Origin of the sequence: Vibrio sp. 10N.261.51.F12 (assembly GCF_041471725.1) — a bacterium.
Taxonomy (GTDB): domain Bacteria; phylum Pseudomonadota; class Gammaproteobacteria; order Enterobacterales; family Vibrionaceae; genus Vibrio.
Map to the genome: position 1 here is coordinate 51,114 of NZ_JBFROV010000046.1, position 22,803 is coordinate 73,916.

General features: G+C 44.8%; 20 protein-coding genes. 19 read left to right on the forward strand and 1 reads right to left on the reverse strand.

What is annotated here, in order from left to right:
- Nucleotides 1-879, reverse strand: coding sequence for a type I methionyl aminopeptidase (gene map, locus AB4405_RS21935; RefSeq protein ID WP_102469649.1), 879 nt, complete (start codon nucleotides 877-879; stop codon nucleotides 1-3).
- Nucleotides 880-1,252: 373 nt separating this feature from the next.
- Between map and rpsB the strand changes: the two genes are divergently transcribed.
- The 19 genes from rpsB to AB4405_RS22030 all read left to right on the forward strand — a co-directional run bounded on the left by rpsB (nucleotide 1,253) and on the right by AB4405_RS22030 (nucleotide 22,710).
- Nucleotides 1,253-1,990, forward strand: a complete 738-nt coding sequence (gene rpsB, locus AB4405_RS21940; protein WP_102469650.1) for a 30S ribosomal protein S2 — start codon at nucleotides 1,253-1,255, stop codon at nucleotides 1,988-1,990.
- A gap of 131 nt (nucleotides 1,991-2,121) precedes the next feature.
- The gene (tsf, locus tag AB4405_RS21945) at nucleotides 2,122-2,967 is read left to right on the forward strand and encodes a translation elongation factor Ts (protein WP_102469651.1); all 846 of its coding nucleotides are present in this window, start codon (nucleotides 2,122-2,124) and stop codon (nucleotides 2,965-2,967) included.
- 181 nt (nucleotides 2,968-3,148) lie between these two features.
- Complete coding sequence (gene pyrH / locus AB4405_RS21950; RefSeq protein WP_102469652.1) at nucleotides 3,149-3,880, forward strand: UMP kinase; 732 nt, start codon at nucleotides 3,149-3,151, stop codon at nucleotides 3,878-3,880.
- A gap of 84 nt (nucleotides 3,881-3,964) precedes the next feature.
- Nucleotides 3,965-4,522 carry a ribosome recycling factor gene (frr, locus tag AB4405_RS21955; protein ID WP_102469653.1) on the forward strand — a complete coding sequence of 186 codons (558 nt, stop codon included), beginning with the start codon at nucleotides 3,965-3,967 and terminating at the stop codon, nucleotides 4,520-4,522.
- A gap of 94 nt (nucleotides 4,523-4,616) precedes the next feature.
- The gene (locus AB4405_RS21960) at nucleotides 4,617-5,372 is read left to right on the forward strand and encodes an isoprenyl transferase (protein ID WP_372062830.1); all 756 of its coding nucleotides are present in this window, start codon (nucleotides 4,617-4,619) and stop codon (nucleotides 5,370-5,372) included.
- Between the two features lie 12 nt (nucleotides 5,373-5,384).
- Nucleotides 5,385-6,227, forward strand: coding sequence for a phosphatidate cytidylyltransferase (locus AB4405_RS21965; protein WP_372062831.1), 843 nt, complete (start codon nucleotides 5,385-5,387; stop codon nucleotides 6,225-6,227).
- Between the two features lie 56 nt (nucleotides 6,228-6,283).
- Complete coding sequence (gene ispC / locus AB4405_RS21970; protein ID WP_372062832.1) at nucleotides 6,284-7,483, forward strand: 1-deoxy-D-xylulose-5-phosphate reductoisomerase; 1,200 nt, start codon at nucleotides 6,284-6,286, stop codon at nucleotides 7,481-7,483.
- A gap of 48 nt (nucleotides 7,484-7,531) precedes the next feature.
- On the forward strand, nucleotides 7,532-8,890 hold the full coding sequence (gene rseP / locus AB4405_RS21975; RefSeq protein ID WP_372062833.1) for a sigma E protease regulator RseP: 1,359 nt from the start codon (nucleotides 7,532-7,534) through the stop codon (nucleotides 8,888-8,890).
- 48 nt (nucleotides 8,891-8,938) lie between these two features.
- A complete protein-coding gene (gene bamA / locus AB4405_RS21980) occupies nucleotides 8,939-11,374 on the forward strand; it encodes an outer membrane protein assembly factor BamA (RefSeq protein WP_372062834.1) in 2,436 nt (811 codons plus the stop codon).
- An 84-nt stretch (nucleotides 11,375-11,458) separates the two neighbouring features.
- Nucleotides 11,459-11,959 (forward strand): OmpH family outer membrane protein, encoded by a 501-nt coding sequence (locus AB4405_RS21985; protein WP_198593091.1) that lies wholly within the window; start codon nucleotides 11,459-11,461, stop codon nucleotides 11,957-11,959.
- Nucleotides 11,960-11,985: 26 nt separating this feature from the next.
- Nucleotides 11,986-13,014, forward strand: a complete 1,029-nt coding sequence (gene lpxD, locus AB4405_RS21990) for a UDP-3-O-(3-hydroxymyristoyl)glucosamine N-acyltransferase (protein ID WP_372062835.1) — start codon at nucleotides 11,986-11,988, stop codon at nucleotides 13,012-13,014.
- Nucleotides 13,015-13,184: 170 nt separating this feature from the next.
- Complete coding sequence (gene fabZ / locus AB4405_RS21995) at nucleotides 13,185-13,616, forward strand: 3-hydroxyacyl-ACP dehydratase FabZ (protein ID WP_372062851.1); 432 nt, start codon at nucleotides 13,185-13,187, stop codon at nucleotides 13,614-13,616.
- Nucleotide 13,617: 1 nt separating this feature from the next.
- Entirely contained in the window at nucleotides 13,618-14,406 is a 789-nt protein-coding gene (gene lpxA / locus AB4405_RS22000) for an acyl-ACP--UDP-N-acetylglucosamine O-acyltransferase (protein ID WP_372062836.1), read from the forward strand.
- Nucleotides 14,407-14,524: 118 nt separating this feature from the next.
- Entirely contained in the window at nucleotides 14,525-15,664 is a 1,140-nt protein-coding gene (gene lpxB / locus AB4405_RS22005) for a lipid-A-disaccharide synthase (protein WP_372062837.1), read from the forward strand.
- Nucleotides 15,665-15,681: 17 nt separating this feature from the next.
- Nucleotides 15,682-16,302: a ribonuclease HII gene (gene rnhB, locus AB4405_RS22010; RefSeq protein WP_372062838.1), complete on the forward strand. Its 621-nt coding sequence runs from the start codon at nucleotides 15,682-15,684 to the stop codon at nucleotides 16,300-16,302.
- A 44-nt stretch (nucleotides 16,303-16,346) separates the two neighbouring features.
- Complete coding sequence (gene dnaE / locus AB4405_RS22015) at nucleotides 16,347-19,826, forward strand: DNA polymerase III subunit alpha (RefSeq protein ID WP_372062839.1); 3,480 nt, start codon at nucleotides 16,347-16,349, stop codon at nucleotides 19,824-19,826.
- 49 nt (nucleotides 19,827-19,875) lie between these two features.
- On the forward strand, nucleotides 19,876-20,835 hold the full coding sequence (accA, locus tag AB4405_RS22020) for an acetyl-CoA carboxylase carboxyl transferase subunit alpha (RefSeq protein ID WP_102469665.1): 960 nt from the start codon (nucleotides 19,876-19,878) through the stop codon (nucleotides 20,833-20,835).
- Nucleotides 20,836-20,901: 66 nt separating this feature from the next.
- Nucleotides 20,902-22,290, forward strand: coding sequence for a tRNA lysidine(34) synthetase TilS (gene tilS / locus AB4405_RS22025; protein WP_372062840.1), 1,389 nt, complete (start codon nucleotides 20,902-20,904; stop codon nucleotides 22,288-22,290).
- 108 nt (nucleotides 22,291-22,398) lie between these two features.
- Nucleotides 22,399-22,710 (forward strand): cytochrome c, encoded by a 312-nt coding sequence (locus tag AB4405_RS22030; RefSeq protein WP_102469690.1) that lies wholly within the window; start codon nucleotides 22,399-22,401, stop codon nucleotides 22,708-22,710.
- Nucleotides 22,711-22,803 lie beyond the last annotated feature (93 nt).

Below are 22,803 nucleotides of genomic sequence, written 5' to 3' on the forward strand. Positions count from 1 at the left end.
TTATACGTTGTTCATGTGGCGAGGAATCGTTTCTTCACTGCGTAATGTGAGGACTTCACAACCTGTTTTCGTCACAACAATCGTATGTTCCCATTGCGCAGAATTTTTGCCATCGCCGGTGTAGACCGTCCAGTCGTCATCTGCATCAATGCTACAACCAAATTTCCCCGCGTTGATCATTGGCTCGATGGTAAACACCATCCCTTCTTTAAGAACACGACGGTCGGCATTTTTATAATGAACCACTTGTGGCTCTTCATGAAACTCGGAGCCGATACCGTGCCCACAAAAATCTTTCACAATAGAAAATTTAGCGCGTGGGTTATTCTTGTTGTTTGTTTTTATGTACTTCTCTATTTCAGTACCAATGGCACCGACGGTCGAACCTGGTTTGACGGTTTTCATGCCGATATACAGTGCTTCTTGTGCGACCATGCATAATCGCTTATCGGCTGGTGCTACGTCGCCGATCAAAAACATTTTCGATGTATCACCATGGTAGCCTTCAGGGCGAGTGTCTAGGGAGGCATTCTCGTCATTTGGAATGATGACGGTGACATCGACGTTGACGATATCGCCACTTTTCAATACGGCTGGTTTGGTTTTACCTGTTGTTCCCATCGTGTCTTTGTCGGCAGGGATGCCATGACAAACAATATGATTAATAGAGGTACAGATGGATTTAGGGTAGCCGTGATAGTCGAGTGGTGCCGAGTAAGCGCCATTTTCTCGAGTGTGTTCAGCACAAATTCTATCAAGCTCCTCGGTGGTCACACCCTCTTTAACATGGGGTTCGATCAGTTCTAAAAGCTCGGCCGCAAGTTTTCCTGCGATGCGCATTCTTTCGATTTCAGCTTCAGTTTTGATTTTGATAGACATTTGTGTTCTCTACTCTCTAATTTGACGCGTTATTCTAACAACGACAAGATTAAGCGCAACAAGAATAAAACTCGTTTCTTGAATTATAGTCTTGGTAACTCTAGTCCGACTAAGCAAATCTCGTCGAGAAAAAGTGGTTTTATTTTGTGCGTTTGTTGTGATTTTTCTGGTATTGAGACCATGAAATATGGTATAAAGCGCGCCAGAATCTAGAGTCTGTTTCTTCCTTGTGGCGAACTGGCTCGAGATCCTAAACATACTTTAATTTAAATCACACACATTTCGTCACATGTTCCGGGGTGCTTGAGTAATCATTCATACCAAGTCGGATTCATGGGAAGTGTGGAGGCCTAACCCCATAGAGGATTTTAAAATGGCAACTGTATCAATGCGCGATATGCTTAAAGCTGGTGTTCACTTCGGTCACCAAACTCGTTACTGGAACCCAAAAATGAAGCCATTCATCTTTGGTGCTCGTAACAAAGTTCATATCATCAACCTAGAAAAAACGGTACCTATGTTCAACGATGCACTAGCTGAGCTAGCGAAAATCGGTGAGAAGAAAGGTAAAGTTCTTTTTGTTGGTACTAAGCGCGCTGCATCTGAAGCTGTTAAAGAAGCTGCAATCAACAGCAACCAGTACTACGTGAACAACCGTTGGTTGGGTGGCATGCTTACGAACTACAAAACAGTTCGTCAGTCTATTAAACGCCTGAAAGAATACGAAGCGCAAGCTCAAGACGGTACTTTCGAGAAAATCACTAAGAAAGAAGCTCTAATGCGTACTCGCGAAATGGAGAAGCTAGAGAAGTCTCTTGGTGGTATCAAGAACATGGGTGGTCTTCCTGACGCTCTATTCGTAATCGATGCTGATCACGAGCACATTGCTGTTAAAGAAGCAAACAACCTAGGTATCCCAGTTTACGCTGTAGTTGATACTAACTCTAACCCAGATGGCATTGACTTCATCATTCCTGGTAATGACGATGCAATCCGTGCGGTACAGCTTTACCTAAATGCTGCTGCAGACTCGGTTAAAGAAGGTCGTAACAAAGATGTTGTTGTTGCTGCTGCTGCTGAAAAAGACGGTTTCGTAGAAGAAGCTGAATAATAGCAACTATAATTTATACTTAGTTTTGGGCGACATCGAGTCTTCATATAAACTGAGTTATAGTTAGCAATCAGGGGCCCAATGAGAGCCCCTGATTTTTACCTGGTTTGGAATCAACTGAGGATTTTAGAATGGCAACTGTAACTGCTGCTCTTGTAAAAGAACTTCGCGAGCGCACAGCCGCTGGCATGATGGAATGTAAAAAAGCGCTTGTTGAAGCAAATGCTGATATTGAATTAGCAATTGAAAACATGCGTAAAAGTGGTGCGGCTAAAGCAGCTAAAAAAGCAGGCAACGTTGCTGCTGAAGGCACAATCATCATTAAAGAAGACGCTGGCGTTGCCGCTCTTCTTGAAGTGAACTGTCAAACTGACTTCGTAGCAAAAGATGCAAGCTTCCTTGCGTTTGCTAACGAAGTTGCTGATGCTGCACTAGCTGAAAAGCTAGATGTTGCTGCTCTTCAAGCTAAATTTGAAGATGCACGTATCGCTCTAGTAACTAAAATCGGTGAGAACATCAGCATCCGTCGTGTTGAGTTCATCGAAGGTGCAAACGTTGGTTCTTACCGTCACGGTGAGCGTATCGGTGTTGTTGTTGCTGGTGAAGCTGACGCAGAAACAATCAAGCACATTGCAATGCACGTTGCAGCGTCTAAGCCTGAATTCGTAAACCCTTCTGACGTACCTGCAGACGTAGTTGCTAAAGAAAAAGCGGTTCAAGTTGAAATCGCAATGAACGAAGGCAAACCACAAGAAATCGCTGAGAAAATGGTTATCGGCCGTATGAAGAAATTCACGGGCGAAATCTCTCTAACAGGTCAGGCTTTCATCATGGAACCTAAGAAAACTGTTGGCGAAATCTTGAAAGAAAAAGGCGCTACAGTAACTAACTTCGTTCGTTTAGAAGTTGGCGAAGGCATCGAAAAAGCGGCAGAAATGAGCTTTGCTGATGAAGTAGCAGCGGTACAAAAAGGTTAATCCTTTTTTGTCTCGTTGATATGAAGACCGTAGCCAAGGCTGCGGTCTTTTTGCGAGTAAGCTAGATGGTATTTTTTAACCATCATGAATTAGGATTTCAATCCAAGGCGCTGAATCACAGTGACATTGGAGTCTTAATCCATGACCGTTAATCAACAACTCTCTTTGGAAGGTGAACTCCATGACAACGAACCCAAAACCAGCGTATCAACGTATTCTGTTAAAACTTAGTGGTGAAGCGCTGCAAGGCGAAGAAGGCTTTGGTATCGACCCATCTATCTTGGAGCGTATGGCTCAAGAAGTGAAAGAACTGGTAGAACTGGGTGTTCAGGTCGGTGTCGTCATTGGTGGTGGCAATCTTTTCCGCGGTGCTGGTCTTGCAGCCGCAGGGATGAATCGTGTTGTTGGTGATCATATGGGTATGTTGGCCACTGTGATGAATGGCCTAGCACTGCGTGATGCTCTGCACCGTGCTTATGTAAACGCACGAGTGATGTCTGCCATTCCTCTTAAGGGTGTATGTGATGATTACAACTGGGCTGACGCGATTCGTGAATTGCGTCAAGGTCGCGTGGTAATTTTCTCAGCAGGGACAGGTAATCCATTCTTTACGACGGACTCAGCTGCGTGCCTACGTGGTATCGAGATTGAAGCGGATGTGGTTCTAAAAGCAACGAAAGTGGATGGCGTATACAGTGCTGACCCTGTCGCTAACCCAGATGCAGAATTATATGATAAGCTTGCGTACAATACTGTTCTCGATAAAGAGCTTAAGGTTATGGACTTAGCTGCGTTTACTCTGGCTCGCGATCATAAAATGCCTATTCGTGTGTTCAACATGAACAAACCTGGTGCACTTCGTCGAGTTGTGATGGGTGAAGCAGAAGGCACACTTATCAGTGATGCAGAATAATAGTAAACTTTGTCGTTAGGATTTATCGAGCGAAATAACCTAAATGCGTACTCGCATTTAGGTGCACATTATTAAGGTGATACTGTGATTAACGAAATCAAACAAGACGCTCAAGAGCGTATGGAAAAAAGTGTTGAAGCACTGAAAAACAACCTGTCAAAAATTCGTACAGGTCGTGCACACCCAAGCCTACTTCAAGGCCTTTCTGTTGAGTATTACGGTGCGCCGACTCCTCTTAACCAAGTCGCTAACGTTATTGCTGAAGACGCTCGTACACTTGCGATCACAGTTTTTGATAAAGAACTGACGCAAAAAGTAGAGAAAGCGATCTTGATGTCAGACTTAGGTTTGAACCCAATGTCAGCGGGCACGGTTATTCGTGTACCACTACCACCGCTAACAGAAGAGCGTCGTAAAGACCTTGTTAAGATTGTTCGTGGTGAAGCTGAAGGCGGTCGTGTAGCGATTCGCAACATTCGTCGTGATGCAAATGGCGATCTTAAGGCGTTGTTGAAAGACAAAGATATCTCAGAAGATGAAGATCGCAAAGGACAAGACGAGATTCAAAAATTGACTGATATTGCTGTGAAAAATGTCGATGACATACTTGCAGCAAAAGAAAAAGAGTTAATGGAAGTTTAATCCTTAACCACTTAACTCTCAGAAAAACGCTGTGCTGACAGCACAGCGTTTTTTTATGCTACTCTACCTTCCCAAATTATTACTAAACTCTTTTATGCTAAACTCAGAACTCTTCAATGACTCCCTTCCTCAACACATTGCTATCATTATGGATGGTAACGGTCGCTGGGCTAAATCCAAGGGGAAACCACGCGTCTTTGGACACAAAAAGGGGGTTTCTGCGGTTCGAAAAACGATTTCAGCAGCGGCAAAGCTAGAAATTAAAGCCGTGACTCTTTTTGCGTTTAGTAGTGAGAATTGGCGTCGACCTGAAGAAGAAGTTGGTTTGTTGATGGAGCTGTTCATTACGGTTTTATCAAGTGAGATCAAAAAACTGCATAAGAACAACCTGCGACTTCGCATTATTGGCGACACAAGCCGCTTCAATGAACGATTGCAACGTAAGATTGCCGATGCAGAAACGCTGACTGAAAATAATACCGGAACAGTGATCAATGTCGCAGCGAATTACGGCGGCAAGTGGGATATCACTGAGGCGTTCAAGAAGGTTGCGGTTCAGATAGAGCACGGTGAGTTGAAGGCTGCAGATATCACCGAAGACATGATCTCAACGCATGTGACTATGTCTGACCTCCCGGATGTGGATCTCCTGATTCGCACCAGTGGAGAATGCCGAATCAGTAACTTTATGCTTTGGCAAATGGCGTACGCAGAGATGTATTTTACCGAAGAATTTTGGCCAGAGTTTAATGAAGATAGCTTAGTGGAAGCGATTACTTGGTTCGTGAATCGCGAAAGGCGTTTTGGTTGTACCGGAGAACAAGTCAAAGCGTTAATGGAAGCCAATTAAGGACGATCTAGTTTGAAACAACGAATTATTACAGCTCTAATCCTCGCTCCGTTGGTGGTTTGGGGTATATTTTCTTTACCACTGATGTGGTTTTTGCTCGCAGTGACCGCTATCACAATGATTGGTGCCTGGGAGTGGACGCAATTCACACTTAATCACTCACGACTCGTTGCGATGATTCCGCCAGTCTTGGTGACGGCACTGTCCTTGTTTGTTGTTCCATATGATGTGGGTGCGCTTAATCAAGTAGGACTTATCCATATTGCTATCCTAGGCATAGGAACGGGCTGGTGGTTAATTGCGAGTGGTTTGGCAATGACATACCCTAAATCTGGCTCATACTGGCAGCATTCTAATGTTCTGAGGCATCTATTTGGCCTACTTACCTTACTGCCGTTTCTTTGGAGTATCGTTATACTCCGAGCGCAAGGTTACCACCAAGACCCATATCACGGTGCCAAATTGGTGTTGTTTGTTTGTCTCATTGTTTGGGCAGCAGATAGCGGTGCGTATTTTGCTGGAAAGAGCTTTGGTAAGCGCAAAATGGCCCCTAATGTGAGCCCGAATAAGACCATTGAAGGCTTATTTGGTGGCGTAGCCACTGCTCTCCTTGTTGCGTGGGCGACATCGGTCATTTTTGATATTCAGTTTGCCAGTTTTACTAGCATGACTATTATTACGTTAGTAACAGTGGTGATTTCTGTTCTTGGAGATCTTGTTGAGAGCATGTTCAAACGCGTTTCTCAAATAAAGGACAGCAGTAATATTATCCCTGGCCATGGTGGTGTACTGGATCGCGTCGACAGCCTCACGGCTGCCTTTCCTGTTTTTGCTCTTCTTTATCTCATTTTCTAATATAGAGTAGGGAACAATCACCGTTCCCTACTCGATTTTAAAGCGGTCGTATTAGCATGCAAAATCTAACCATACTTGGTGCTACGGGTTCCATTGGTGCAAGCACTCTAAAAGTGGTCGCTGAAAACCCTTCACTCTATTCTATTTACGCTTTAGTCGGTGGTAAAAACGTCACTAAAATGGCGCTCCTATGCTTACAGTGGCAACCTAAGTATGCTGTGATGGCTGAAGAGGCAGATGCCAAGCGACTAAAAAATGAATTGAATGGGCTCGTCGAAACACAGGTCCTGTTTGGTCAGGAAGCCATGTGTAAAGTGTCTTCTGATGACGCCGTAGATATGGTGATGGCTGCTATTGTTGGCGCAGCTGGCTTGTTGCCAACACTTGCTGCTGTGAAAGCAAGTAAGCGAGTATTGTTAGCAAATAAAGAAGCATTGGTGATGTCGGGGCAGTTGTTTATTGATGCCGTTCGTAACTCTGGCGCACAGTTGCTTCCCGTTGATAGCGAACATAATGCAATTTTTCAATGTCTCCCTCAAACGATTCAAACTCAGTTAGGGCATTGCGATTTAGCGCAAGCGGGTATTGATCATATTTTGCTGACAGGCTCTGGGGGACCATTTCGCTATAGTGAGACCTCAACGTTGTCTTCGGTCACTCCCGCGCAAGCGATCGCGCATCCTAATTGGTCTATGGGGCCTAAGATCTCGGTTGATTCTGCAACCATGATGAATAAAGGTCTTGAGTTTATCGAGGCTAGGTGGCTATTTAATACAGCTAAAGAGCAACTCAAAGTCATTATTCATCCTCAGTCCGTTATTCACTCTATGGTCCAGTATCAAGACGGGTCTGTCCTTGCGCAAATGGGACAGCCAGATATGGCAACACCGATAGCATTCTCGATGTCTTATCCAGAACGCATTCCTGCAGGTGTACCGCCACTCGATTTTACAAAAATGTCGGAGTTAACTTTTTTAGAGCCCGACTTTGCACGTTATCCATGCCTAGAATTAGCCATTGAGGCGTGTTATGAAGGGCAACATGCGACAACAGCCATTAATGCGGCCAATGAAATCGCAGTGGATGCCTTTCTGTCTGAGAGTATAAAATTTACAGATATTAGCCGGATAAATGACCATGTTATGTCGAAGGTTTGTTCGTCAGGTGAATTTAAACAGTTAAGTGACTTGGAAAGCATTCTTGAGCTAGATAGAATGGCTCGAATCTATGCGAGCGAATTTGTTCGTGGCATGTAACGATAGACCTATAAATCACAAGCCATTGGCCGTGAGAGATAATTTACGATGACAGATATACTGTGGAACTTTGCCTCCTTCGTTATTGCATTAGGCATCCTTGTGGCAGTACATGAATTTGGCCACTTTTGGGTAGCAAGAAAGTGTGGGGTTTATGTCGAAAAGTTCTCTATTGGCTTTGGCAAATCCATTTGGTCAAAAATGGGTAAAGACGGCACTGAATACAGTGTTTCTATGATCCCTCTTGGCGGCTATGTCAAGATGCTAGATAGCCGTGTTGATGAAGTCTCTGAAGCAGATCACAAGTATGCTTTTGATAAAAAGCCTCTTTGGAAAAGAACCGCTATCGTAGGAGCAGGACCTGCGTTTAACTTTATATTTGCGGTTTTTGCCTATTGGTTGGTTTTTTTGATTGGTGTTCCAGCCGTTAAGCCTGTTATCGGAGAGGTAACGCCTTCTTCAATTGCTGCTCAAGCTGGATTTGAACCGGGTATGCAGATTCGTTCTATTGATGGTAAACAGACTCTAGATTGGGAATCCGTGAATCTTGGCTTAGTCTCGCGTATTGGCGATAATCAAATGACGGTCACAGTTTCATCGAGTGAACAAATAGGAACAGATAAAAAATTAACATTTGACTTGTCGAGCTGGAACTTTAATCCGGAAACAGAGTCTGCTATGGGGACGCTTGGATTTAGACCATACTCGCCAGCCATTAAAACGACGCTAGTAAACGTAAGCGATGATGGAGCAGGTGCTGCTGCTGGCATAGTGGCGGGGGATACGATTGTTGCGATTAACGAACAACCGATAGATGAATGGCAACAAGTGGTGGAAGCGATTCAAGCCAACCCAAACACACCAGTTGATATTGTTGTTGATAGGAATAATGAAAAGCGCACACTGACACTTATCCCTGATTCGAGGACACTTAAAGACGGGAGAAATATCGGATTCGCGGGCATTGCGCCAGACATGGAGGCATGGCCTGAAGATTATCGATTTGAGCTTCAGTATGGCCCCGTTGAGTCAGTAGGACGAGCGTTCGTTAAAACAGGTCAAATCATAGAGCTAACCGTGTCGATGCTCAAAAAATTGATTACCGGTGATGTTGGCTTAAATAACTTGAGCGGCCCTATTTCTATTGCTAAAGGGGCAGGGGCGACAGCCGATTATGGATTGGTTTACTTTTTAGGCTTTTTAGCGCTGATCAGTGTCAACCTAGGAATAATAAACCTGGTGCCATTACCGATGTTAGATGGTGGTCATTTGCTGTTTTTTGCAATCGAAGCAGTGATTCGCAGACCGGTGCCAGAAAAAATACAAGAAATGGGCTATCGAGTGGGAGGCGCTATTATTTTTTCACTCATGTTAATAGCAATTTTTAACGATTTTTCACGCCTCTGATATCAGAATTTAGGCAGCAGTATTAGCAAAGGATTAATTAGAGCAGGTATGGCGATTAAGCATTTTCTATTCGCGTCTCTACTAGCGACCAGTGTGTCGGCGAATGGAGCTGAGGATTTTGTTGTACAGGACATTCGTATTGAAGGATTACAAAGGGTGGCACTTGGTGCTGCTCTATTGAAAATGCCAGTACGGATCGGTGACACGGTTGACGGGAAGGATATCTCAGAGATCATTAATGCACTTTATAAATCAGGGAACTTTGAAGATATCAAAGTGTTACGTGATCAAGATGCGTTAGTGGTAAAAGTAAAAGAACGACCAACGATTGCCAGTATTTCCTTTTCAGGAAACGAGGCAATTAAAGAAGAACAGCTGCAACAGAACCTAGATGCATCCGGTGTACTTGTCGGTGAGGCGCTCGATCGCACCACACTAAGTAACATTGAAAAAGGGTTAGAAGACTTTTATTACAGCGTGGGTAAATACAACGCTAAGGTTCAAGCGGTTGTGACGCCACTGCCACGAAATCGTTCGGACCTAAAGTTTGTCTTTACTGAGGGCGTGTCGGCGAAAATAAAACAGATTAACTTCATTGGTAACAAAGTGTTTACTGATAGTGAGTTACGTTCTCGTTTTAACCTAAATGTCGATGTTGCATGGTGGAATTTCCTAGCGGATGACAAGTATCAGAAGCAAGTCCTTGCCGGTGATATTGAAGCGCTTAAATCGTATTACCTTGATCGCGGCTATCTGAAGTTTAAGGTTGATACGACTCAGGTTTCGATCTCGCCAGACAAAAAAGGCGTCTACATCACCTTAGGGATAGATGAGGGGGCACCTTATCAAGTCGAAAACGTGAAGTTTCGTGGCCAACTCATTGGTAAAGAAGCCGATTTTAAAGCCATGGTTCCATTCCAGGATGGTGATACTTACAACGGCTCTAGCGTGACCGCGTTAGAAGAGAGCATCAAGCGTGAACTCGGCCAGTCAGGGTATGCTTATCCACAGGTTCGTACGATTCCTGAATTTGATGACGAGAATAATACCGTATCGTTAGTTATTAACGTTGAGTCGGGTAATCGGATCTATGTCCGTGATATTCGTTTTACCGGCAACAACTCGACGAAAGATGAAGTATTGCGACGTGAAATGCGTCAGATGGAATCCAGCTGGTTAAACTCCAAATCTATCGATGTTGGTAAGGATCGTCTTAACCGTCTTGGCTTTTTTGAAACGGTCGATGTGCAAACGGTTCGAGTACCGGGCTCGGAAGACCAAGTTGACTTGGTGTATGACGTCAAAGAAGCGAACTCAGGCAGTGTAAACTTTGGTGTTGGTTATGGTACTGAATCGGGTATCAGCTTCCAGGTCGGACTGCAGCAAGATAACTTTGCTGGTAGTGGCGATCGCGTTGGTATCAGCGCCATGACCAATAAATACCAAAAAAATGTCACACTGGATTATCGAGACCCATACTGGAACCTAGATGGTGTCAGTCTGGGTGGTCAGATTTTCTATAACGAATTCGAGGCTTCTAAAGCTGGGATTATTGACTATACCGACCAAAGTTATGGGGCAAGTTTGACGTGGGGTTTCCCCGTTGATGAACTGAACTACTTAGAGTTTGGTGGTGGTTATACGCATAGCCGATTAGGCAACATCAAAGAATACGTTCAGATAGAAAAATTCTTACAAGCACAAGCCGATAATATTGATGCTGATGGAAATCTTCTTACCGATGATTTCCATATGACAGCAGCATGGACTCGAAACAACCTAAACCGAGGTCGTTTCCCGACAGCCGGCAACCATCAAAAACTCTATGGTAAAGTGACGGTTCCTGGATCGGATGTTCAATACTTCAAGAGTCAATATGATGTAAGACAATACTTTCCTATAACACAAAGTCACAATTTTACGTTATTGTTGAAAGGCCGATTAGGTTACGGTAATGGTTATGGGCAAACCAATGGCAACGATAACCTGTTGCCATTCTATGAAAACTTTTATGTGGGTGGTTTCTCAACACTGCGTGGCTTTAGGCAGAACTCAGTGGGGCCAAAAGCGGTCTATGATGACCCTAACGGCTGTTCCAGTAATGCTGGTGGCAATAACCCATGTTATTCCGCGACAGAACAGTCAGTAGGTGGTAATGCGGTTGCGCTTGCGAGTGTGGAGTTAATTGTTCCTACTCCGTTTGCATCGGATGAGTTCCGTAACCAGATTCGTACCAGTGTCTTTGTTGATGCTGCAAGCTTATGGGATACTGAATTTACTCATATCGCCGCTGACCCTAACATGTCCGGAAAAGAGTATTATTATGATTATTCGGATCCTTCAAATTACCGTGCATCTTTAGGGGTCGCGGTGCAATGGATGTCTCCGATGGGACCATTGGTATTTTCATTAGCAACGCCAATCAAGAAGTTTGAAGGTGATAAAACAGAAGCCTTTACCTTTACGATCGGTAATACGTTCTAGCGTTAGAACTAACACATAAACTATAGACTCACACATTAAGGCTATAGAACTTATATACACACAGAGGAATTGACCTTGAAAAAAATGATGAAAGCGGCTGGTCTTGGCCTTGTTATCCTAACGTCTTCACTTTTTGCTAATGCGGCAGAAGCGGCGCAAAAAATTGGCTATGTGAATACGCTGCAGGTATTCCAAGCTTTACCACAGCGCGAGGCAGTTCTTCAGAAGCTTCAAAATGAATTCAAAGATAAAGCGGCAGAGCTGCAAGCAATCCAAGCTGACGCAGCTAAGAAAATGGAAAAACTGCAACGTGATGGCGAGCTGCTAGGTTCTGAGGAAGTTGAGAAACTTCGCATTGAAATCGGCCAACTTGACAGCAAGTACAAGATTAAAGGTCAAGCACTTGAGAAAGCAAGTCAACGCCGCGAAGCCGAAGAAAAACAGAAACTATTTAAAGTGATTCAAGAAGCGGTTGAGAAAGTAGCGAAGAAAGAAGGCTACGATATGATTATTGATATCCAAGCGGTAGGTTACGCGAAAGAAGACTTCAATATTTCACAAAACGTTATCGACTCACTTAAGTAATAGATTAGCAACACGGTAGGACAATTATGACTGAAATGACATTGGCTCAGCTCGCTGAGATTACTGATGCGGAGCTGCATGGCGATGAGAATACTATCATTCGCGCGGTGGCACCGATGGATAGCGCTGCAAAGGGCGAGATTACGTTTCTAACGAACGTAAAGTACGCGAAACATCTCGCTCAAAGTAACGCTTCCGCAGTCATGGTTAAAGCCTCTGAGCTGAAGCATTGTCAAACCAATGCTTTGGTTGTTGCTGATCCTTATATTGCTTATGCAAAAGTGGCGCAAGCGCTAGATCATACTCCTGAAGCCGCAGATGGTATCGCACCTAGCGCCGTCATTTCACCTGATGCAACAATCGGTAATAATGTGTCGGTAGGGGCAAACGCTGTTATTGAATCGGGTGCAGTACTCGGCGATCATGTACAAATAGGCTCAGGCAGCTTTATTGGCAAGGGTGCTAAGTTGGGAGCGCACACTAAGCTGTGGGCAAATGTGAGCATTTATCACCATGTGGAACTCGGTGAGCAGTGCCTCGTTCAGTCAGGTGCCGTCATTGGCTCTGATGGCTTTGGTTATGCGAACGAGAAAGGTGAGTGGATTAAAATTCCACAAACCGGTACGGTCCGCATTGGCAACCGTGTTGAAATTGGCGCATGTACGACGATTGATCGCGGCGCCCTTGACGATACAATTATTGAAGACAATGTGATTATTGATAATCAGTTGCAGATCGCGCACAACGTGCGCATCGGATATGGTACGGCCTTAGCCGGTGGCACCATCATTGCAGGCAGTACAACGATTGGTAAATACTGTCAGATTGGTGGTGGTACGGTCATCAACGGGCACATTGAAATTGTCGATGGTGTTATCGTGACTGGTATGGGGATGGTGATGAGAGGCATTTCAGAGAAAGGTATCTACTCGTCCGGTATTCCATTGCAAACGAACAAAGAATGGCGCAAAACAGCGGCACGCGTGCATCGCATTGATGACATGAATAAGCGACTGAAAAGCGCTGAGAAACAGTTAAGTGATAAAGAAGACTAGAATCGTTTCTTCTTTTCAAAAAGGCTCGCCATTTGCGGGTCTTTTTATTGTTTGTACACTAGCATCTTACGTCCACTCACTGCCACTTCGCAGGATTTGGGTATATAATGCCTGTAGTAAGATATAAGAATTAAATTAGGAATAAGACTTTGAGTACTGATACGAAAATAATGACCATCACTGAAATTCAAGAATTGCTGCCTCACCGTTACCCGTTTCTATTGATTGATCGTGTAACTGACTATGAAGAAGCAAAATATCTTAAGGCAATCAAAAACGTATCAGTCAATGAACCTCAGTTCACCGGTCACTTTCCTCAAATGCCTGTTTTCCCTGGAGTGTTAATCTTAGAGGCGATGGCACAAGCCACAGGCTTGTTGGCATTCAAATCTTTTGGTGCGCCCCAAGGTAATGAACTGTATTACTTCGCCAGTGTTGATAAAGCAAAGTTCCGTAAACCCGTTACACCGGGCGATCAGCTGATTATAGAAGTGGAGTTCCTCAAAGAGCGCCGCGGTATTGCTGCCTTTACTGGTGTTGCAAAAGTAGATGGCGAAGTGGTGTGCTCTGCTGAGCTAAAATGTGCCCGTCGAGAGTTCTAATATGATTCATGAAACCGCTAAAATCCATCCAAGTGCAGTGATTGAAGGTAACGTCAGTATTGGTGCTAACTCCACTGTCGGTCCTTTCACTTATATTTCTGGTGATGTAACGATAGGTGCAAATAACGAGATTATGTCGCATGTCGTTATCAAAGGTAACACGACATTAGGCGATGATAACCGTGTCTTTCCACAGGCCATTATTGGTGAAGAAAACCAAGATAAGAAATATGGCGGTGAAGATACTCGAGTCATTGTAGGTAATCGCAATGTTATCCGTGAAAGCGTCCAGATCCATCGTGGTACGACTCAGGATAAGACACAAACTGTCGTGGGTGACGACAACCTACTCTGTGTGAACGCCCATATTGCTCATGACGTGATTGTTGGAAATCATACGCATATTGGTAACAATGCCATTCTTGGTGGTCATGTTACGGTTGGTGATCATGCAGGTGTGATGGCACTATCGGCTATCCATCCTTTTTGTACTGTAGGCGCCTATGCGTATGTTGGTGGTTGTTCTGCCGTCGTTCAAGACGTTCCAGCTTACGTGTTAGCTCAAGGTAACCATGCCACCCCATTTGGGTTAAACCTTGTAGGGTTAAAACGTAATGGTTTTGAAAAACCGGAGCTACGCGCGCTTCAAAAAGCCTACAAAGAGATGTATCGCTCAGGAAAAACATTAGCGGAGGCTAAGCCTCTATTGGTAGAGTTGGCTGTTGAGTTTCCTTCAGTCAATCGACTCATCGATAGCTTTGAAAATTCAGAGCGCGGCATTATTCGCTAATTATACAAAGGCTAAGCATGTAAAGGCTGAGCTAGAAAAAGATCGCGGGTACTATACTTAGCGGTCTTTTTGTCTTTTAGGAATGATAAAATCTAACACGTTTACAAAGGTATAAATCATGGCAAGAGCACTCCGAATCGGCATTGTAGCGGGCGAATTATCCGGGGATACCTTAGGTGAAGGATTCATTAAGGCGATCAAACAGCGTTATCCTGACGCTGAGTTTGTCGGCATTGGTGGGCCTAAAATGATCGCCCAAGGCTGTGAGTCTTTGTTTGATATGGAAGAATTGGCCGTAATGGGCCTCGTCGAGGTGTTAGGACGACTTCGGCGTTTACTTCATGTCAAAGCGGAGTTGGTACGTTATTTTACTCACAACCCCGTTGACGTGTTTGTCGGTATTGATGCTCCGGATTTTAACCTTCGCTTAGAGTTGGACCTGAAAAAATCGGGAACGCCAACCGTCCATTACGTGAGTCCATCAGTATGGGCATGGCGCCAAAAACGTATCATAAAAATTGGTGAAGCCACTAATTTAGTCTTAGCATTTTTGCCTTTTGAAAAAGCATTTTACGATAAACATAATGTGCCATGTGAATTTGTTGGTCATACGTTAGCAGATGCTATCCCGTTGGAATCAGATAAGGTTTCTGCCCGTGATTTGTTAGGCCTTGAGCAAGATAAAACCTGGTTAGCCGTGCTGCCTGGTAGCCGAAACAATGAACTTAAAATGTTGTCACAGCCCTTTATAGAAACCTGCCAACGACTTCATCAAGATAACCCTAATTTAGGGTTTGTTGTCGCCGCTGTGAATGACAAACGCAAACAACAGTTTGTACAAGCCTGGCAAGCATTCGCGCCTGAATTGGATTTTCATATTGTGCAAGATACCGCGCGCAATGTAATTACCGCATCTGATGTCGTGTTACTTGCCTCTGGTACGGTGGCCTTGGAATGTATGCTGATCAAAAGACCCATGGTTGTTGGTTATAAAATGAATGCCATCACGACCTTTTTAGCGAAGCGATTAGTCAAAACCAAGTATGTATCTCTGCCGAATATACTCGCTGATGATGGTATCGTTGAAGAGTGCTTAATGGACGCCTGCACGGTCGAAAATCTGTATAATGCACTGACGAAATTACTGAGCAGTGATAATTCAGAAGTGTTGTCTCAATTTACCGAGATGCATCATTGGATCCGTAAAAATGCTGACGAACAAGCCGCCAAGGCAGTACTAAAGCTCATTGATAAATAAAGAATTAAGTGAACAATATGACTAAAAAAGCGCCAGTAGAGATTCCTCCATTTGAGTACCCGCAGGGATATCGCCTAATTGCTGGCGTCGATGAGGTTGGACGTGGTCCATTGGTGGGGGATGTCGTGACGGCCGCGGTCATTCTTGACCCTCAGAATCCAATATTGGGGTTGTCGGATTCGAAAAAACTCTCAGAGAAGAAACGTTTGGCGTTATTTCCTGAAATTCAGGAAAAAGCATTGGCGTGGGCGGTTGGGCGTTGTTCGCCCGAAGAAATTGATGAGCTCAATATCCTGCAGGCCACCATGGTCGCGATGCAACGTGCCGTCGCTGGGTTGAAGGTCACACCGGACCTTGTGTTGATCGATGGCAACCGTACACCGAGCCTACCGGTCGACGCTCAAGCTGTCGTCAAAGGTGATCTTCGAGTCGCCGAAATAAGTGCCGCTTCCATTATTGCTAAGGTGATTCGTGATTCAGAGATGGAAGAGTTAGATAAGCGTCATCCCCAATTTGGCTTTGCTCAACACAAGGGATACCCGACCAAAGCGCATTTTTCTGCAATTGAGCAGTATGGCGTTATTGATGAACATCGTAAAAGCTTCAAACCAGTGAAGCGAGTGCTGGGCATTGAATAGCACGATGTTAGTGAACCAACCTGTTGCAGTATTTAGGACGTAGAATGTCAGATCCCAAGTTTATACACCTTCGTGTACATAGTGATTACTCAATGGTCGATGGCTTATCGAAAGTGCCGCCATTAGTAAAAAAAGTCGCTTCAATGGGAATGCCTGCAATGGCGCTTACCGACTTTACTAACCTTTGTGGCCTCGTAAAGTTTTATAGTAATGCTCATTCGTCGGGTATTAAGCCTATCATTGGCGCTGACTTTGCCATGCAGTCTGACGAGTTTGGCGACGAACTGACGAGTGTCACGGTATTGGCCACCACCAATGTCGGTTATAACAATTTAACATTATTGATTTCAAAGGCCTATCTACGCGGTCACGTGCAACACCAACCTGTTATCGATAAAAGTTGGTTGGCGGATCTTGCTGAGGGTTTAATTGTACTGTCAGGTGCAAAAAACGGTGAAATCGGTAAAGCATTGTTGAAAGGTAATCGTGCGTTAGCACTTCAGTGCGCTGAGTTTTACCAAACGCACTTTGACAACCATTTTTATGTCGAATTAATGCGTACTGGCCGACCGGACGAAGAAAGTTATTTGCACTTTGCCATTGAGCTTGCCCATGAGTGCGACCTACCCGTTGTCGCGACAAACGAGGTGGTTTTTGTTGAGTCCGAACTATTCGATGCTCATGAAATCCGGGTTGCGATCCACGATGGTTACACCATTGATGACCCTAAGCGTCCTAAACGATATAGCGCTCAGCAGTATCTTCGCACCGAAGAGGAAATGTGTGAGCTTTTCGCGGATATTCCCGAGGCCTTGCAGAACTCAGTAGAAATTGCCAAGCGATGCAATGTTACTGTCCGCCTAGATGAGTACTTTCTTCCCGCTTTCCCGACGGAAGGGATGTTGGAGACGGACTTCTTAGTGAAGAAATCACAAGAAGGACTGGAAGAGCGACTTGAATTCTTATTCCCGGATGCAGAGGAAAGAGAAAAGCGTCGCCCTGATTACGATGATCGCTTAAGAATTGAACTTGATGTTGTCAACCAGATGGGCTTTCCTGGCTACTTCCTTATCGTAATGGAGTTCATTCAGTGGTCAAAAGACAACGATATTCCAGTCGGTCCAGGGCGTGGTTCAGGTGCTGGCTCATTGGTTGCTTACGCGCTAAAAATCACTGACTTAGACCCGCTTGAATACGACCTACTATTCGAACGTTTTCTTAACCCTGAACGTGTATCCATGCCCGATTTTGATATCGACTTTTGTATGGATAAACGTGATCAGGTGATCGACCACGTGGCCGAGATGTATGGCCGAGACGCGGTATCACAGATCATCACGTTCGGTACCATGGCGGCGAAGGCGGTAATAAGAGACGTAGGTCGAGTGCTGGGGCATCCGTTTGGTTTTGTCGATCGAATCTCAAAATTAATTCCACCGGATCCAGGGATGACGCTGGAAAAAGCGTTTAAGGCCGAGCCAGCGTTACCACAACTTTATGAAGCCGATGAAGAGGTGCGCGACCTGATTGATATGTGTCGCATCCTAGAAGGCTGTACTCGAAATGCGGGTAAGCACGCGGGTGGTGTGGTGATCTCTCCAACGACGATCACTGATTTTGCGCCAATCTATGCGGATGCTGAGGGTAACTTTCCGGTTACACAGTTTGATAAGAACGATGTAGAAACCGCGGGTCTGGTTAAGTTTGATTTCTTGGGGTTAAGAACGCTCACCATTATAGATTGGGCGTTAGGGCTGATTAACCCAAGGTTAGAAAAAGAAGGCAAGCCGCCGGTTCGAATTGAATCGATACCTTTAGAAGACCCTGCGTCGTTTAGACTATTACAAAACTCAGAAACCACGGCCGTATTCCAATTGGAATCCCGGGGTATGAAAGATTTGATAAAACGGCTCCAGCCCGATTGTTTTGAAGATATTATCGCTTTGGTTGCGCTTTTTCGTCCGGGGCCCTTGCAATCAGGAATGGTTGACAACTTTATCGACCGAAAACATGGTCGAGAAGCGGTCTCTTACCCAGATGAAAAATGGCAACATGAAACACTAAAAGAAACACTCGAACCGACGTATGGCATTATTCTCTATCAAGAGCAGGTTATGCAGATCGCACAAATCTTAGCGGGTTATACGCTGGGTGGTGCCGATATGCTTCGTCGTGCGATGGGTAAGAAAAAACCTGAGGAGATGGCAAAGCAACGGGCTATCTTTGAAGAAGGTGCCATTGCTAATGGGGTTGATGGCGAGCTTTCGATGAAGATCTTCGATCTTGTAGAAAAGTTTGCAGGCTATGGCTTTAACAAGTCGCACTCGGCAGCTTATGCGTTGGTTTCATACCAGACACTCTGGCTAAAAACACATTATCCAGCTGAGTTCATGGCAGCAGTAATGACTGCAGACATGGATAACACGGAAAAGGTAGTCGGCCTCGTAGACGAATGTTTACGAATGAAAATCAAGTTGCTGCCACCAGATATCAACTCGGGCCTGTACCGCTTTAATGTCGACGGTGATGGTGCTATCGTTTATGGTATTGGTGCGATCAAAGGGGTGGGTGAAGGCCCAATTGACGCCATTATTGAGGCTCGAAATCAAGGTGGGCACTTCCGAGATTTATTTGATTTCTGCGCTCGACTCGACCTGAAAAAGGTGAATAAACGCGTTATTGAAAAACTGATCATGGCTGGGGCATTAGATAGATTAGGGCCTCATCGAGCCGCGTTAATGGCATCGCTTAATGATGCCGTAAAAGCGGCAAGCCAGCATCACCAAGCAGAGGCATTTGGTCAATCGGATATGTTTGGTGTGTTGACTGAAGCGCCAGAGGAAGTGGAACACAAGTACGTCCAAGTTCCGGCGTGGCCAGAGAAGGTCTGGCTGGAAGGGGAACGAGAAACCCTTGGTCTTTATTTGACTGGGCATCCAATAAATGCTTATTTAAGGGAACTGAACAAGTACACCAGTTGTCGACTCAATGAAGCGACACCGACACGACGAGATCAATCACTGACATTGTCAGGTTTGGTGATTGCCGCAAGAGTAATGACAACCAAGCGAGGTAATCGCATTGGTTTAATGACACTTGACGATCGATCTGGGCGTATGGAAGTGATGTTGTTCTCAGATGCACTAGATAAATATGCTGAATTGCTCGAAAAAGACAAAATAGTGGTCGTTTCTGGACAGGTCAGCTTTGATGACTTCAATGGTGGGCTTAAAATGTCCGCCCGCGAAGTTTTAGATTTAGGAAGCGCGCGCGAGAAATTTACTCGTGGGCTATCAATTTCTTTACTTGAACAGCAAATCGATGAGCGCTTTTATCAGCGTTTCACTGATATCCTAGCGCCACATAAAGCTGGGACCGTGCCGGTAAATATTTATTACCAGCGTGAAGATGCAAGAGCAAAACTAACGTTGGGTACAGAATGGCGTGTTACTCCTAATGACACACTGTTAGAAGAATTACAGCAGTTACTTGGTCAAGACCAGGTAGAACTCGAATTTAACTAATTGGGTCCTCGAATACTATTTTGAGGGCTGAATCGAAAAGGATTCATTGATGAGCTTAAACTTTCTTGAATTTGAAAAACCAATTGCAGAGCTAGAAGCTAAAATTGAAGCGTTACGTGATGTATCCCGCCATGGCGGTGATAGTGCAATTGATTTGGATAAAGAAATTGGACAACTAGAGAAGAAAAGCCTAGAGCTTAAAAAGAAGATCTTTAGTGACTTGGGTGCATGGCAAGTTGCGCAGCTAGCGCGTCACCCTCAACGTCCATATACGCTAGACTATCTTGAGCATGCGTTTACTGAGTTTGACGAGCTTGCTGGCGACCGAGCGTTTGCCGATGATAAAGCCATCGTGGGTGGCATGGCGCGACTTGATGGTCGTCCAGTGATGATTATTGGCCATCAAAAGGGTCGTGAGACGAAAGAAAAGGTACGCCGTAATTTTGGTATGCCGAAACCAGAAGGTTACCGTAAAGCACTTCGTTTGATGGAAATGGCTGAGCGTTTTCAAATGCCGATCATTACTTTCATCGATACGGCTGGTGCGTACCCTGGTGTTGGCGCGGAAGAGCGTGGGCAGTCTGAGGCTATCGCAAAAAACCTAAAGGTCATGTCAGGGCTGAGTGTTCCTATTATTTGTACTGTAGTAGGTGAAGGTGGTTCTGGTGGCGCACTAGCAATTGGTGTGGGTGATTACGTGAACATGCTTCAGTACTCTACGTATTCTGTGATATCACCAGAAGGTTGTGCTTCTATTCTATGGCGTGATTCTGATAAAGCGCCACAAGCGGCGGAAGCGATGGGCTTAGTTGCCCCTCGTCTTAAAGAGCTCGAATTGATTGACGATATTATCGAAGAGCCATTAGGCGGCGCACACCGCGATCCAATTCAAATGGCAGAGAATTTAAAAGAGACGTTGTTACGTCAGCTTGATGAGTTAGAGCTGCTAGACCAAGAGACATTGCTTGATCGTCGTTACAAGCGTTTAATGAGTTATGGTTACTGCTAATCCTTGATAGGATTAGTATAATAAAGCGAGCATTGGCTCGCTTTATTTGTTTTTGGATATCCCTTTATGTTTCTTTATCAGCAGTTTTCAGACACGTTGTCTACGTCATTAGACACAACCTCTAAGGTTATATTGGCTTTAAGTGGTGGGATGGACTCACGTGTGTTGCTGCGGTTATTGTCTATTTATTCTCGACAACATCCATACCGAGAGTGTCTTGCTGTGCATGTCCATCATGGCCTGAGTGAACATGCTGACGTTTGGCTTAGCGATTGTGAACGCTGGGCATCGGAAGAAGGGATAGCGTTTGTATCAAATAAGGTCACGCTTGAAATTGATTCCGGAAAAAGTATCGAGAAATTGGCCCGAGATGCACGTTATGGCGTATTGGAACAGTATATGGCGGTATCAGATATATTAATAACGGGGCAACACCTCGACGATCAAGCTGAGACCTTCATGTTGGCGCTTAAAAGGGGCAGTGGACCCAAAGGCTTATCGTCCATGGCTGAAGCTATGTCATGGGGAAAAGGGCGTATCGTTCGACCGCTGATAACCGTCCCCCAGAGTGCCATTGCTGCGTATGCTGAAACCGAGGGGTTGCAATGGGTCAATGACGAAAGTAATGCCGATACGCGCTTTGACCGAAACTTTCTGCGTCATGATGTTATGCCTATCATTAATTCTCGCTGGCCAAATTTTGCCCATTCAGTTCATCGAAGCGCGCGCTTGTGTGCGAACCAAGAGTCATTACTTCATGAGATGTTATCGCCAGAACTCGAAGCTCTGATCAATCCCTTGGGCGGTTTGTCTATATCCGATTTGCAAGCCGCGTCAGCGTTAAAGCGGGATTATTTGTTGAGACTCTGGCTTGAATCGCGTTCGGCTGTGCTACCGAGCGAGCGGCAGCTGCAAATATTGTGGCAAGAAGTCGCGTGTGCACGTCAAGATGCCAATCCAGAGTTACGCTTGGTCAAAGGCTCAGTAAGACGGTTTGATGGGCAGTTATATTGGGTTGATGAGAGGCCTGATATGTCCGCTGTTTCGATTAAGTGGACGCAACATGATGGGGAAGGTGTACCGAATGATAAATTGCAGTCTAATGAGGCGGTATCACCTGGTCAGCAATTATTACCAATGGCGCTAGATTTACCTGATGAATTAGGAACGTTGCGTCTAGCAAAAGCGTATGAAGCGTCCACGATGACGCTGAATAGGGCCCAGTTAACGTCAACAATGTACGTCAGGTTTAACCCTGAAGGGCTGAGCGCTCACCCTCACTCAAGAAATGGCTCCAGAAAACTTAAAAAACTGTATCAAGAATTGAGAATACCAAGCTGGCAACGAAGACGGCTGCCAATTTTAATGATGGACGGTGCGGTGGTTGCTGTTGCTAACTTATTTGTGGATCGAGATTTTTATGGTTCAGATTGTGAACTAATCTGGGACAAGTGACAGGCTTTCATGTCACAATCAACGCATAATAAATCGCCAGATCTGGCATGTTGACTGCAAAGATGTTGTTTTAATCTGGTTTATATGGAAGTAATGGAAGGTAATACAATGAATAAAGTCGTGATTGGTGCCGCACTTGTTGTTGGTCTGTTAAGTGGAACGGCTGTAGCGGCTGATGTCCAAGCCGGTAAAGCGAAAGCGGCGATTTGCGCTGCGTGTCATGGTGCGGACGGCATTGCTGTGATCCCAGGGTACCCAAACCTAAAAGGTCAAAATGAACAGTATCTAGCATCGTCGATCAAAGCCTATAAAAATAAAGAGCGAACAGGTGGTTTAGCGGTCGTGATGCAGGCACAAGCTTCTATGCTAAGTGATGAAGACATCGCCAATGTCGCGGCTTACTATGCAAGTATAAAGTAATTATTACAAAAAATTTTAACCTGAAGCCCGAAGATGTCCTTCGGGCTTTTTGTTTCTATTGATTGTTTTGATGCGCTACCAGATAATATCGAT